Genomic DNA, 14083 nt, shown 5'->3' with positions numbered 1-14083 from the left:
AGCCAGTGCAGGATTGGATCCAAGGCATAGACTCCCATCGTTGCGCACAAAAACAACAAGAGGATGGCCGATGAACGCTCACGCCCGTTTCACCCACATGAAGGATGGTACCCAGGAAGACTGGGCGATCATCGCCGCGGACTTCAGCGCCTACGCCAAGCAGTTGCCAGCGCGCATCGTGGCGCACCTGAAGCTGCTCGAGGGCGATTTTGGCGGCTTCCCGGTGGACCGCCTGACCCACTCGCTGCAAACCGCCAGCCGGGCCTGGCATGACGGCCGCGACGAGGAATACGTGGTCTGCGCCCTGCTCCACGACATCGGCGACACCCTGGGTTCCTACAATCACCCGGACATCGCCGCGGCGATCCTCAAGCCCTTCGTCAGCCCCGAGAACCTGTGGATGGTGGAGAAGCACGGGATCTTCCAGGGCTACTACTTCTTCCATCACCTGGGCATGGACCGGCACCTGCGCGAGCAATTCAAGGACCACCCACTGTATCTGCAGACCGCCGAATTCTGTGCCAAGTACGACGCCGCGGCATTCGATCCACGCTACGACAGCCTGCCCCTGAGCTTTTTCGAACCCATGCTCGAACGTCTGTTCGCCCAGCCGAAAAACTCGATCTACAAGGCCGCCATGAAGGAACACGCGCCGGCCTGAGGACAGCTGCGCGGCCATCGCGAGCAAGCTCGCTCCTACAGGGGGGATCTCTGGTTTTTGTAGGAGCGAGCTTGCTCGCGATACTCTTCAGGCCAGCTCCGCGACCTTGGCCAGTTCAGCCTTGCGCTGCGCCTCCCGCGCCTGGGCGTCGGCCAGGCGATACAGCTCGATGGTGCCGTCCCAATGCTCGATCAGGGCGGTGCACGACTCGACCCAATCCCCGCAGTTGAGATAGTCCACCTCGCCGACCTTGCGGATCTCGGCATGGTGAATGTGCCCGCACACCACGCCGTGCAGCTCGCGCTTCACGCATTCGTGAGCGATGGCTTCCTCGAAGTCGCTGATAAAGCTGACCGCGGTCTTGACCTTGTGCTTGAGGTAGGCCGACAACGACCAGTAACCGTAGCCGTAGCGCGCCCGCCAGTGATTCAGCCAGCGATTGAGGGTCAGGGTGAACTCGTAGGCCGAGTCGCCGAGAAAGGCCAGCCAGCGGTGGTAGCGGGTGATGACATCGAACTGGTCGCCATGGATCACCAGCAGGTGCCGGCCGTCGGCGGTGACGTGCACCGCCTCGTCCACCAACTGGATATTGCCCAGGATCAGCTTCGAATAACGGCGCAGGAATTCGTCATGGTTGCCGGTGACATAGATCACCTCGGTGCCGCGCTTGCTCATGGTCAGCAAGCGGCGGATGACGTTGGTGTGTGCCTGGGGCCAGTACATGCCGCCGCGCAGCTTCCAGCCGTCGATGATGTCGCCGACCAGGTAGATCCGGTCGGCGTGATAGCCCTTGAGGAACTGCGACAGATGCTCCGCCTGACAATCCCGGGTGCCCAGATGCACATCGGAAATCCACAGGGTGCGCACGCGTTGTTTACGGCTGGGTCTGGCGAGTTCGGCACTGGTCATGGGCACGCTCCTGCATTTTCTGCGAGCTTGCACCCCAGCGATTAATTGCCTGTGACAGAAATACGGCAGTCCGATGACAACGCTGAAGCCCGGGCCGCCGGTGTAGACTGCCGTTCTGCCAAGGAGACTGCGATGAGACCGATCCTCACGCTACGCCAATACAGCCACGACCTGATCGTCCACAGCCACGAACACGCGCAACTGGTGTTCGGCCTGTCGGGCCAGCTCGACTTCGAGGTCGACGGCCAGGGCAGCCAGGTGGTCCAGCAGAGCTTCGTGGTAGTGCCTTCCGGCGCCCATCATGCCTGCGGCAGCCCCAACGGCAGTCGCTGCCTGGTGCTCGATGTGCCCGACGAACATTGGCTGCTGCAGTCGCTGGGCGATCACGCCGATGCCAGTCGCCGCCTGCTCGACAACCCTGGGCGCCTGCCCCTGGATACGGCGCAGAGCCAACTGGTCAACTGGCTCGCCGGCAGCCCGGTCAACGACCCGCTGATTGCCCAGCAAGGCGCCGTGCTGTTGCTGGCCAGCCTCAACCAGGCCAGCCCCGCCAGCGTCGGCGGCCGACGCCTGCCCTATGCCGCCTTGAATGCCCATATCGATAAACACGCCGCCCATCCGCTGCAAGTGGCCGACCTGGCGCAAATCGCCGGGTTGTCCAGCGCTCGCCTGCATGCGCGGTTTGTCGCCGAATGCGGGCAGACGCCGATGGACTATATCCGCAGCCGACGCCTGCACATGGCCGCCGGGCTGTTGCGCGATTCGGCACTGCCCATCAGCGAAATCGCCAGCCGCGTCGGCTACAGCTCCCAGAGCGCTTTCGCCGCCGCGGTGCTGCGCGAGTTCGGTGTCTCCCCCGGCAAGCTGCGGCGCGCGACAGGCCAGCGCTAGGCTGTCGACAAAAAACGCGAGGATCGCGACAGACCGGGTCCTGCCCAGGCTTTTAGACTGGCACCGCTCCGCTCAACCGTTTTGAAGGATTGAAATGACTCCGCGTACTGCCCTTGGCGCCCTGCATATCGGCGCATTGATGTTCGGCCTCACCGGTGTATTCGGCAAACTCGCCGCCGCTTCGCCGGCCATCATCGTCTTTGGTCGCGCGGCGTTCGCGGTGCTCGCCCTGGCGTTCTTCGCCCGCTGCGCCAGCAGCATCCGCTGGCAACGGCTGCAGGCCACGGACGGGTGGCGCCTGCTGCTCAGCGGCCTGCTGCTGGCCGGGCACTGGGTGAGTTTCTTCATCGCGGTGAAAGTCGCCGGCGTGGCCATCGCCACCCTGGGCTTCGCCAGCTTCCCGGCCTTCACGGTGATCCTCGAAGGGCTGATTTTTCGTGAGCGGATCCGCCTCAACGAAATTGTCCTGGTGGCCCTGGTCAGCGTCGGCCTGGTGCTGGTCACGCCGGACTTCGACCTCGCCAGCCAAGCCACCATCGGGCTGCTCTGGGCCGCGGGATCGGGCCTGCTGTTCGCCCTGCTGTCACTGAACAATCGCGCCAGTTCCGCACGCATCCCGGCGGTGCAGGCGGCGCTGTGCCAGAACGTGGTGGTTGCCTTGTGCTTGCTGCCGGTGGCGGCGCCGGGGTTGAGCGAGGTCCGGGCCATCGACTGGTTGTGGATCAGCCTGCTCGGCATCTTCTGCACCGGTCTGGCCCACAGCCTGTTCGTCGCCAGCCTCGCAGTGATCAAGGCGCGCACCGCGGCGGTGGTGTTCGCCCTGGAGCCGGTCTACGGGATTACCGTGGCCTGGCTGCTGTTCAACGAGACGCCGACGCTGCGCATGCTGATCGGCGGCGTCTTGATCATCCTCGCCATCGTGGTCTCCAGCAGCCTGTCCGGCTCAAGCAAAAAAGCGCCAGTGGCGGAAGCCGCGTCTCACTGAGTGCGGTCGTTGTGGCCGAGGTCGCGCTGCGGGTCGATCTGGTCGCGCACCCGCTGCTTGAGCACCTTGGCTTCGGGGAAACCGCCATCGGCCTTGCGCTCCCAGATCTGTACGCCGTCGCAGGTAATGCGGAACGTGCCGCCGGTGGCCGGTTCCAGGGACACCTTGCCCAGGTCGTCGCTGAAGGTGCTCAGCAGTTCCTGGGCCAGCCAGGCAGCACGCAGCAGCCACTGGCACTGGGTGCAATAGGTAATGACCACTTCGGGTTTACGTTCTGACATGGTGCTGCCGACTCCTGGGCTCAAGGGCGTCGTTATAATAGCCGCCTTTATCGCTCGCCCCGAGATCCATGATGCGTCGTTTGCTGTCCTGCCTGCTCCTGTGTTTGCTCCCCGTGTTCCTGCACGCCGCCGAAGCGCCACGGCCGAAGATCGGCCTGGTGTTGTCCGGCGGCGCCGCCCGTGGCCTGGCGCATATCGGCGTGCTCAAGGCCCTGGAGGAGCAAGGCGTGAAGATCGATGCGATTGCCGGCACCAGCATGGGCGCGGTGATTGGCGGGCTGTACGCCTCGGGCTACAAGATCGAGGAGCTGGAAAAACTGGCCTTGGGCATCGACTGGCAACAGGCGCTGTCCGACGCGCCGCCCCGGGAAGACATACCGTTCCGGCGCAAGCAGGATGACCGCGACTTCCTGGTGAAACAGAAACTCAGCTTCCGCGACGACGGCAGCCTCGGCCTGCCGCTGGGGGTCATCCAGGGCCAGAACCTGGCGCTGCTGCTGGAAAGCATGCTGGCCCATGCCAGCGATACCCGGGACTTCGACAAGCTGCCGATCCCCTTCCGTGCAGTCGCCACCGACATCGCCAGCGGCGAGAAAGTAGTGTTCCGCAAGGGCCACCTGCCCCGGGTGATTCGCGCCAGCATGTCGATCCCGGCGGTGTTCGCCCCGGTGGAAATGGATGGCCGGCTGCTGGTGGACGGTGGCATGACCGACAACATTCCGCTGGATGTGGCCCGCGACATGGGCGTGGACATCGCCATCGTGGTCGACATCGGCACCCCGCTGCGCTCGCGCCAGCAGTTGGCGACCGTGGTCGATGTGCTGAACCAGTCCATCACCCTGATGACCCGGCGCAACTCCGAGGAACAACTGGCGACCCTGCACAAGAATGACGTGCTGATCCAGCCGCCCCTGGCCAGTTTCGGGGTCACCGACTTCGGCCGCGCCCAGGAAATGATCGACGCCGGTTATCGCGCCACCCGCATCCTCGACGCCCGCCTGGCGCCGCTGCGCCGGGCCGAACCGATGGATGCCGAACTCAGCGCCGCGCGCACGCCCAGCCAGCGCACCCCGATCATCACCGCGATCCGGGTGGAAAACGATTCGAAGGTCAGCGACGACGTGATCCGTTACTACATCCGCCAGCACATCGGCGAGCCTCTGGACCTGGGCCGGCTGCAGACCGACATGGGCACGCTGTATGGCCTGGACTACTTCGAGCAGGTGCAATACCGCGTGGTCCACAAGGGCAATGACCACACCCTGGTGATCAACGCCCGGGGCAAACGCAGCGGCACCGATTACCTGCGCCTGGGGCTGAACCTGTCCGACGACATGCGCGGCGACAGTGCTTTCAACCTGGGTGCCAGCTACCGGGTCAACGGCATCAACAGCCTCGGCGCCGAATGGCTGACCCGGGTGCAGATCGGTGATCAGCAGGAGCTCTACAGCGAGTTCTATCAGCCGCTGGACGTCGGCTCGCGCTACTTCATCGCGCCGTATATCGGTCTTGAATCACAGAACATCGAAGCCGTGCTGGATAACGACCCGATCGCCGAGTACCGCCTGGAACGCTATGGTTTCGGCCTCAATATCGGGCGCCAGATCGGCAACAGCGGCGAGATCCGTTTCGGTGTCGGCGAGGCCTGGGGCAAGGCCGATGTCCGTGTCGGCGACCAGGACCTGCCCAGCGAAAGCTTCAACGAGGGTTACTACGAACTGCGCTACTCGTTCGACTCCCTGGACAATGTCTACTTCCCCCACGCGGGCGAGGACATCGGCCTGTCGCTGCGCCAGTTCGAACCCAGCCTGGGCTCGGACAAGCGCTACCGGCAGTGGGAGTTCAAGCTGGACAAGGCCCTGAGCAGCGGCCCGAACACCTTTATCCTCGGCGGTCGGTATGGCCGGACCCTGGATGAGGCCGAAGTGGTGACCTCAAGCTTTGTGCTGGGCGGCGCCCGCCAGCTGTCGGGCTTCCGCCAGGATGCGCTCTCGGGCCAGAACGTCAGCCTGATGCGGGGCGTCTACTACCGGCGACTGACACCCCGCTCCTACCTGCCCCTGGACTTCCCGCTGTATATCGGCGGCTCCCTGGAGCGAGGGCGGGCCTGGAACAACGACAACGAGTTCGACAGTGGCTACATCAACGCCGCCAGCATCTTCCTTGGTTTCGACACGCCGCTGGGGCCGCTGAATTTCAGTTACGGCATCAACGACGACAACCAGAAAGCGGTCTACCTCAACTTGGGCCAGACGTTCTGAGGCTTGGCGTCCGACTCGGCTTCGGCCTGGCTGCCGGAGCCCGGTTCGTCTGGCTCCTCCAGGCGCCAGACGATCGAATCGGTATTGAATGGCGCCGGTGCTGCGGTAGGAGACGGCGGAGCGCTGGAGGGCTCGGAAGGTGCGATCAGGTCCCAGTCGACATCGATCGACGGCTCGCGATCAGCCAACCGATCTCCTGCCACGGGCTGTACCGGAGCAACAGGGGGCGTTGATCTGAACGACTCCCGGGCTGCCACGGTCGTCACGGCACTGGCCAGCGTTCGTGTGGGCCGACTCTCGGGGGCCGTCTGTGCCTCCGGTACGGCGGCGGACTGACGACGGCGACGCATGACCAACACCACCAGCAAGGCCGTCAGCAGCAAGGCAGCAAGCATCAGCCAGGGATTCGAGCCTTCATCAGTCTCTGGGGCCTGTTCGGCTGGCTGGGATGGGCTAACGGCGGTGGGTGTCGCGGCCGCGGGAGCCGGGGCAGGATTATCGGCAGGCTTGCTCCGGGCTTCGACCAACTGACGTTGCAGCTCCACCAGCTGTTGCTGCTGGCGCGCCAGTTGTTCGTCCCGCTGCTGCAATGTGTTGCGCAGCTCTTGGGCCTGGTCCTGCAATTGCTGGTTGGCCTGCGGGGCTTGCGCCAATTGTCCGGCCGCAGGATCGCTCGCCTTGGGGGCCGCAGGTGGCGCCTGGGTGGCGATCGCCGGTTCGGGTTTTGCTATGTCCCTGGCCGGGGCCGGCACTATCTCGGGGCTTCCCGGGGGATCGATCAGCAGCGTGTACTCGCGCAACTGCCGGCCATTGGCCTGGTTCACCTGCAGCAGGAAATCCAGGAACGGCTCGTTCACCGGCTTGCTCGACACTACCCGGATCACCCTGCGCTCGCCCTGCAAAACCTGGGTAAAACGCAAGTCTTCGAGAAACGGCAAGCGCTCGATACCGGCCTGCTTGAACTCGCTGGCCGTCGCCAGGCTGACCGACAACTCGCCCTCCTCCAGAGCTTGTGCCTGCACCAGGGCGATCTCCGCCTCCAGCGGTTGGTTCAGCGCCGAATGCACGGTGATTTCACCCAGGCCCACCGCCGAGGCCAGGGACGAATACAGGGCCGCCAGCACCGGCAGAAGGAACAAGGAACGATTCTTCGCCACCCAGGACGACCCGACGAAACCGCGCAGAGCGGCCAGCAGACTCTGGAACATGAGCACCCTTTTTGAGGACCGAAAGCGACCACAGCGGCGATACGCTGGCTGCGCATGCCGCTGTGGACCTGGTATTTCTTATAGTCCGCCGGTGTCGGTAGCTCAAAAATCCGCGGCGCTAGTTATGCCTCAAGACTTTTCCAGATTGGCCAGGATGTGCGCATGAACCCGCATGCAGACCCGCATATCCTCTTCATCGACACCGACGAACAATTCACTGCGCAGGGCTGTGGCGATGGTTTCGATCTGTTCGATCAAGGGCAGCGCCGGAGCGCACAGAACGATCTTCTTCGCCCGGCGATCCTCGACCACCGACTGCCGTTGCACCAAACCCTGGGTTTCCAGGCTGTCGAGCAGCCGCGCCAGGGTCGGTCCTTCGACGCCGACACTCTGGGCAAGTTCACGCTGGGTCGGGGCTTCATCGAAACGGGCAAGGTGCAGCAGCACCAGCCAGCGGGCCTGGGACAGGCCAAGTCCAGCCAGACGGCGATCCAGTTCGGCGCGCCAGCCTCGGGACATCTGCGCCAACTGCATGCCAAAACGGTGTTGATCGGTTAACGGCATAAACAACTCATGAGTTAGTAGACTGAAAATTAAGAAAAACTAATTATTAGTCAGCTAAGCATGACAGTTGCCGAGTGGCAAGGTTTGCCATGAACTGAATCGTTACATCTTGCCGTCGGGCAACTCACATCTCGAATTCCGATTCCAGCGCCGCACGCACGCAATACAGCACACCTTCCGGCACGCGACCGGCAAACAGCTCGGCCACTTCGCTCACCGAGGGCAGCTCGCCTTCGCCGTCGAGAAAAGCGTCCTGGATCTCGCCGAGCAGGTCTTCCGGCAGATCCAGCGCCTGCTCCAGGGACAACTGCTGCTTGCCCACGGCTTCGGCGAGCATCGTGTAAACGTTCTTTTCCGAGCACTGCAATTGCCCGGCGATCTGCAGTGGCGTCATGCCGGCGCGGGCCAGGGTAATCAGCTCGTGGCGGATGTCGGCCACCACTTTCGGCGCTTCCACCTGGCCGCCCAACACTTCGAGGAAGGCCTCGCCGTAGCGCTCCAGCTTGCGCGCGCCGACGCCGCTGACCCGGGCCATTTCCGCCAGGGAGCCGGGCTGGCTGCGGAGCATTTCCAGCAGGGTGGAATCGGGGAAAATGACATAGGGCGGCACGCCATGTTCTTCCGCCAGCTTGCGCCGCAGGGCGCGCAAGGCTTCCCACTGTTCGCGCTCTTCGCCACGTACCAGTTGGCTGGCCTGGCTGGTGCTGCTCTTGGCGGCGGTCTGCGGCTTTATGTCGCGGCGCAGCTCCAGGCTCACCTCGCCCTTGAGCAGCGGTCGGCAGCTGTCGCTCAGACGCAAGCCGCCATAACCTTCCAGATCGATGTCGGCCAGGCCACGGGCCACCAGTTGGCGGAACAACGAGCGCCATTCGCCTTCGCTGCGCGCCTTGCCCACGCCGAACACGGAAAGATGCTGATGGCCGAAGCTGCGGACTTTTTCCGTGTCCTTGCCCAGCAGCACGTCCACCAGGTGGCCGACGCCATACCGCTGGCCGGTGCGATAGATCGCCGACAGCGCCTGGCGCGCCGGCTCGGTGGCATCCCAGGTCTGCACGCCGTCGACGCAGTTGTCGCAATGGCCGCATGGCTGTGGCATGTCTTCGTCGAAATAGGCCAGCAGGGTCTGGCGCCGGCAGCGGGTTTCCTCGCACAGCGCCAGCATGGCGTCGAGCTTGTGCTGCTCCAGGCGTTTGTGGCGTTCGTCGCCCTCGGAATTCTGCAGCATCTGCTTGAGCATCAGCACGTCCTGCAGGCCGTAGGCCATCCAGGCATCGGCAGGCAGGCCGTCACGCCCGGCACGCCCGGTTTCCTGGTAATAGGCCTCGAGGGACTTGGGCAGGTCCAGGTGCGCCACGAAGCGCACGTTGGGTTTGTCGATACCCATGCCAAAGGCAATGGTCGCGACCATGATCAGCCCTTCCTCATTGAGGAAACGCTTCTGGTGATAGGCCCGCAGCTCGCTGGGCAACCCGGCGTGATACGGCAGCGCCGGAAAGCCCTGCTCGCAGAGGAAGGCGGCCACCTCGTCGACTTTCTTGCGCGACAGGCAGTAGACGATGCCGGCGTCGCTGCGCCGTTCGCTGAGGAACGCCAGCAGCTGCTTGCGCGGCTGCTCCTTGGGAACGATGCGATAGAAGATGTTCGGACGGTCGAAACTGGAGAGGAAACGCTCGGCATCCTGCAGGTGCAGGCGATTGACGATTTCCTCGCGGGTGCGCTTGTCGGCGGTGGCGGTCAGGGCGATGCGCGGCACCTGGGGGAACATTTCCGCCAGCTGGCCCAACTGCAGGTACTCCGGACGGAAGTCATGCCCCCACTGGGACACACAATGCGCCTCGTCGATGGCGAACAGGGCGATGTCGAGGTTCTGCAGGAACGCCAGCATCCGCGGTTGCACCAGGCGCTCCGGCGCCAGGTACAGCATCTTCACTTCGCCCCGCCGGATGCGCGCGGCCAGGTCACGCTGCTGCTCGGCGCTCAGGGTGGAGTTCAGCGCCGCCGCGGCGACCCCGAGTTCCTCCAGGGTCGCGACCTGATCGTCCATCAGCGCGATCAATGGCGAAACCACCACCGCCAGGCCTTCGCGCAGCAGGGCCGGGACCTGGAAGCACAACGACTTGCCGCCGCCGGTAGGCATCAGTACCAGGGCGTCGCCGCCACTGGCCACACGCTCAATGATCGCACCTTGGCGGCCACGGAAACTGTCGTAGCCGAAGATGTCCTTGAGGACGCGTTGAGCCTGTTCGAGCATGAAAAACTCCAAAAATCGCTGAAATCCCTGTGCGCAGGCTGGCCGAAAAGACCACGGTTTTCACTGACAAATCCGTTAGCGGACTTTTCCTGGACCGTCATGACGCCTGCCGGGCATCACAAAACGCGCAAGTATACCCGAGCACTTGCCGGCGAAGGGTGCCGACAATGGACCGCTGGTAACCTTTAGAAGCGCGCAAATCTGCGCGGCGGCTGGCCTGGGCGCTCAAGAAAGCCTAGAATTCAGCATCGTTTATTCCCAAGGTAGTCCTTCAATGTCCTTCGCTGAGCAATTAACCCGCCTGCAAGCCTTCCTCGACGCCGATGAGCTGCATGACGAGGCGCTGGACTATGTGGCCGCCCACGGCTACCTGACTGCGCTGTCCATCTGTTCCGAAAGCGTTCCCGACCGTGAGTGGATCGACGCCCTGTTCGCCGAGGAGCCGCACTACAGCGACGCCGCCCAGCGCGAAGAGATCGAGTCCACCCTGATTGCCCTCAAGGCCCACATCGCCCGCCAACTGGCTTCCGACGAAGAGTTCGAGCTGCCGTGCGACCTCGACCTCGGCGACGAGCCGGACGACTCCGACCTGCGCGGCTGGTGCATCGGTTTCATGGAAGGCGTGTTCCTGCGCGAAGCGGCCTGGTTCGAAACCGCCGAGGAAGAAGTCAGCGAGATGCTCCTGCCGATCATGGTCGGCTCCGGCCTGTTCGACGAACAACCCGAGTTCTCCGACATCGCCAGCGATGCCAACCTGATGGACGACATGATCGTGCAGATCCCGGAAGCCCTGACTGCGCTGTACCTGCTGTGCAACGCGCCGGACGAAAAACCGGCCATTCTCAAGCCCCGTCACCACTGAGTCACCGCCTATGGCCAAGCCCATAGGCAACCGCCCCCTGATCCTGCGTTACGTTCTGCTGGCCATCGGCTGGCTGAGCGTAGTGCTGGGGGTGACCGGCATCTTCCTCCCGGTATTGCCCACTACCCCCTTCCTGCTGCTGGCCGCCGCCTGCTTTGCCCGCAGTTCGCCGCGCTTCTATCGGTGGCTGGTGGAACATCCGCGGCTCGGCCCGTGGATCCGCGATTACCTGGACGGCCACGGTATCCCGCTCAAAGGCAAGGTTTACGCCATCGGTCTGATGTGGCTGAGCATCGGTCTGTCCTGCTATCTGGTGCCCCTGCCCTGGGCCCGCGGCTTCATGCTGACCAGCGCGGTGCTGGTGACGATCTACATCCTGCGCCAGAAGACCCTGCACAAGCCTTGAACCCGGCCCTGCGCGCCGCCTTCCTCCGTTCGTGGCAACCCGACCAGCTGCCCATGCTCGCGAAAAATACCGCCTAGACTTCAGACACCTGCATTCGAGCAGCCCGCCATGCCCGCACGTTCGCGTCGCCCCGAGTGGACACTGCTCCGGTTTCGGCTGGCCGGCTGGTCGCTGTTGCTGGTCTGTTTGTGGACCGACCCGGGCAATGTGCGGGCGAACTGGGAATTCGTTTCTGCCCTGAGCACCTTCGAGTACCGTCATCAGGTCCTGGGCCCGGCCCGGGAGCGTCTCGAGGCCTGGAACCAGTTGTTGCAGGACCTGACTGGGCGACCGGAATACGAACAACTCAATGCCATCAACCGCTTCTTCAACCAGCAACTGAGCTTCAAGGAGGACCAGCGCACCTGGCAGCAGGGCGATTATTGGGCCACGCCGATCGAGGCCCTGCTCAAGGGCGCCGGGGATTGTGAGGACTATGCACTGGCCAAGTATTTCAGCCTGCGCAGCCTGGGGGTCTCCAGCGACAAACTGCGCCTCACTTACGTCAAGGCCAGGCGCGGCAACCGGCCGCACATGGTCCTGGCCTATTACCCCAGCCCCGGCGCCGGACCGCTGATACTGGACAACCTCAGCAGCGACATTCGTTCCGCCGCCCAGCGCCAGGATCCGAACCCGGTATACGCCTTCAATGCCGAGGGGCTGTACCTGCCCGGAGTGGCTGGCGACACGCGCAGCATCGACCCGAAAAAACTCTCGCGCTGGCAGGACGTACTGAAAAAGATGCGGGACGAGGGCTTCACGGTGGGTAATGGCTGATCCGACAAGGAGTGCCGAATGTCGCTACTCAAGCAACTGTTCATCGCCATCTGCCTGTTCCTGCTGGTGGCCTTCAGCGGCAGTTTTTTTGTCAGCCTGGAAAGCTCCCGCGAGCAGATGCTCAACCAGCTGCGCTCCCACGCCCAGGATGCGGCCACCGCCCTGGGCCTGTCCCTGACCAGCCAGGTCGACGACCCGGCGATGATGGAACTGATGGTCAGTTCGATCTTCGACAGCGGCTACTACAACAGCATCCGGGTGGTGAACATCGAAGACGAAAGCATTCTGCTGGAGCGTTCGGTGCCTGCCAGGATCGAGGGCATACCCCAGTGGTTCGTCAGGCTGGTGAGCCTGCGCCCGCAAGGTGGCGACGCCCTGGTCATGCGTGGCTGGGAACAGGTGGCGCGGGTGGAAGTGCTGAGCAACCCGCAGTTCGCCCTGGCCAGGCTCTGGGACAGCAGCGTCGGCAGCCTGCTCTGGCTGCTGGTGTGCGGCTTGCTCAGCGCGGTGTTCGGCGGCTGGCTGCTGCGGCGCCAGTTGCGACCGCTGGACGCCATGGTCAGGCAGGCCGAAGCCATCAGCCACCGCGAGTTCCTCAGCCTGCCGACGGTGCCGCGCACGCCCGAGCTCAAGCGGGTGGTCCTGGCCATGAACCAGATGGTGGAAAAACTCAAAGCCCTGTTCGCCGAAGAGGCCGCGCGCAGCGAGAAACTGCGGGCCGAGTCCTATCAGGACAGCCTGACCGGCCTGGCCAACCGGCGCCTGCTGGACGAACAGCTCGGCGATCAGTTGCTGCTCAACGAGCAGAGTGGCGATGGTTATCTGCTGATGCTGCGGGTCAATGACCTCAGTGGCCTGAACCAGCGCCTGGGCGGCCAGCGCACCGACGCCCTGATCAAGAGCATCGGCGATCTGCTCAAGCGCATCAGCGCCCAGGCCGACCGACGCCACTGGCTGGCGGCGCGCAATCGCGGCGGCGAATTCAGCCTGCTGACACCGGGCCTGGACAGCCGCGGCGCCGAGCGCCTGGCCATGGAAATCAGCGCCACCCTGGAGAACCTGCGCCTGACCGGGGCCAGCGACTGCACACCGGTGGCGCACCTGGGCATAGTCGCCTACCGGCCCGGCGACCCGCTGAGCGGCGTATGGTTGCGCCTGGACCAGGCGCTGGCGCAGGCCCAGCAGCACCCCGAGCGTCCCTGGGCATTGCTGCAGGAGTTCGCCGCCGGCCCCAGCCAGCCGCAGCATGACTGGCGCGCCTGGATCGACGACGCCCTGAGCAACGGCAAGTTGAAGTTGTATTTCCAGCCGGTGGTGCAGTGCGCCGACACCAGCGAGGTGCTGCATCACAAAGTGCTGGCGCGCTTGCTCGACCCGCAGGGCGAAGCCATTGCCGCCGGGCATTTCCTGCCGTGGATCGAGCGCCTGGGCTGGTCGGCACGCTTCGACCTGGCCATGCTCGAACACACCCTGGATTATCTGCTCGAGCATACCTGGCCGCTGGCCCTGAGCCTGTCTGGCAGCACCCTGCGCGACCCCGACGCGTTGCGGCGGATCCTCGACCAGCTCAAGGCCCTGCCCGACCTGGCCAAGTTACTGACCCTGGAGATCGACGAACGCCAACTGCCCTCGGCCAGCGAGCTGCAGCACTTGAGCCAGCGCCTGCGGGATAGCGGCTATCGTATCGGCCTGCAACATTTCGGCGGCAACTTCAGCCAGATCGGCAACCTCGCCCACCTCGGCCTGGCCTACCTGAAAGTCGATGGCAGCTACATCCGCGACATCGACCGGCAAAGCGACAAACAGCTGTTCATCGAGGCGATATTTCGCGCCACCCACAGCATCGACCTGCCGCTGATCGCCGAACGGGTCGAGACCCAGGGCGAACTGGACACCCTCAAGGCCCTGGGCCTGTTCGGGGTCATGGGGCGACTGATCGGCCCACCGGAACCGATGTAGCCCCTTCCCCGCACAGCCCCGGCGCCAAC

13 protein-coding genes are annotated in these 14083 nt (G+C 64.2%); 8 read left to right on the top strand and 5 right to left on the bottom strand.

The genetic code is table 11. From position 1 onward, the window contains the following. The first annotated feature begins 70 nt into the window (after positions 1–70). Positions 71–661: an HD domain-containing protein gene (locus tag BMY68_RS00315; protein WP_085530127.1), complete on the top strand. Its 591-nt coding sequence runs from the start codon at positions 71–73 to the stop codon at positions 659–661. A gap of 87 nt (positions 662–748) precedes the next feature. Here the strand turns inward: BMY68_RS00315 and BMY68_RS00310 are convergent, their stop codons facing one another. Next, positions 749–1570 (bottom strand): UDP-2,3-diacylglucosamine diphosphatase, encoded by an 822-nt coding sequence (locus BMY68_RS00310; RefSeq protein WP_009042684.1) that lies wholly within the window; start codon positions 1568–1570, stop codon positions 749–751. A gap of 132 nt (positions 1571–1702) precedes the next feature. Between BMY68_RS00310 and BMY68_RS00305 the strand changes: the two genes are divergently transcribed. After that, entirely contained in the window at positions 1703–2461 is a 759-nt protein-coding gene (locus BMY68_RS00305; RefSeq protein WP_085530126.1) for a helix-turn-helix transcriptional regulator, read from the top strand. A gap of 94 nt (positions 2462–2555) precedes the next feature. Beyond that, positions 2556–3446, top strand: a complete 891-nt coding sequence (locus tag BMY68_RS00300; RefSeq protein ID WP_085530125.1) for a DMT family transporter — start codon at positions 2556–2558, stop codon at positions 3444–3446. Here the strand turns inward: BMY68_RS00300 and BMY68_RS00295 are convergent. Continuing rightward, positions 3440–3727 (bottom strand): Rdx family protein, encoded by a 288-nt coding sequence (locus tag BMY68_RS00295; RefSeq protein ID WP_007929749.1) that lies wholly within the window; start codon positions 3725–3727, stop codon positions 3440–3442. The genes BMY68_RS00300 and BMY68_RS00295 overlap by 7 nt on opposite strands. A 71-nt stretch (positions 3728–3798) precedes the next feature. Between BMY68_RS00295 and BMY68_RS00290 the strand changes: the two genes are divergently transcribed. Continuing rightward, positions 3799–5988, top strand: a complete 2190-nt coding sequence (locus BMY68_RS00290) for a patatin-like phospholipase family protein (RefSeq protein WP_009042680.1) — start codon at positions 3799–3801, stop codon at positions 5986–5988. Here BMY68_RS00290 and BMY68_RS00285 read toward each other — a convergent pair. The 3 genes from BMY68_RS00285 to recQ all read right to left on the bottom strand — a co-directional run bounded on the left by BMY68_RS00285 (position 5961) and on the right by recQ (position 10011). Then, complete coding sequence (locus tag BMY68_RS00285; protein WP_085530124.1) at positions 5961–7196, bottom strand: type IV pilus assembly protein FimV; 1236 nt, start codon at positions 7194–7196, stop codon at positions 5961–5963. The genes BMY68_RS00290 and BMY68_RS00285 overlap by 28 nt on opposite strands. A gap of 129 nt (positions 7197–7325) precedes the next feature. After that, positions 7326–7760 (bottom strand): MarR family transcriptional regulator, encoded by a 435-nt coding sequence (locus BMY68_RS00280; RefSeq protein ID WP_007929752.1) that lies wholly within the window; start codon positions 7758–7760, stop codon positions 7326–7328. A 124-nt stretch (positions 7761–7884) separates the two neighbouring features. Then, a complete protein-coding gene (gene recQ / locus BMY68_RS00275) occupies positions 7885–10011 on the bottom strand; it encodes a DNA helicase RecQ (protein WP_007929753.1) in 2127 nt (708 codons plus the stop codon). A gap of 274 nt (positions 10012–10285) precedes the next feature. On the opposite strand from recQ, the gene BMY68_RS00270 reads away from it, so the two are divergent. The 4 genes from BMY68_RS00270 (at position 10286) to lapD (ending at position 14054) form a co-directional block, all read left to right on the top strand. Continuing rightward, positions 10286–10873, top strand: a complete 588-nt coding sequence (locus tag BMY68_RS00270) for a UPF0149 family protein (protein ID WP_007929756.1) — start codon at positions 10286–10288, stop codon at positions 10871–10873. Between the two features lie 10 nt (positions 10874–10883). Beyond that, positions 10884–11279 carry a YbaN family protein gene (locus BMY68_RS00265; protein ID WP_007929758.1) on the top strand — a complete coding sequence of 132 codons (396 nt, stop codon included), beginning with the start codon at positions 10884–10886 and terminating at the stop codon, positions 11277–11279. A gap of 108 nt (positions 11280–11387) precedes the next feature. Further along, positions 11388–12095, top strand: coding sequence for a transglutaminase-like cysteine peptidase (locus tag BMY68_RS00260; protein ID WP_037004550.1), 708 nt, complete (start codon positions 11388–11390; stop codon positions 12093–12095). A gap of 18 nt (positions 12096–12113) precedes the next feature. After that, on the top strand, positions 12114–14054 hold the full coding sequence (gene lapD / locus BMY68_RS00255) for a cyclic di-GMP receptor LapD (RefSeq protein ID WP_085530123.1): 1941 nt from the start codon (positions 12114–12116) through the stop codon (positions 14052–14054). Positions 14055–14083: the final 29 nt, after the last annotated feature.

It is taken from the genome of Pseudomonas sp. NFACC41-3, from assembly GCF_900109505.1.
Classification (GTDB): domain Bacteria; phylum Pseudomonadota; class Gammaproteobacteria; order Pseudomonadales; family Pseudomonadaceae; genus Aquipseudomonas; species Aquipseudomonas chlororaphis.
Note: the sequence above shows the minus strand (reverse complement) of the source record. Positions and strands in the feature narration are given on the sequence as shown.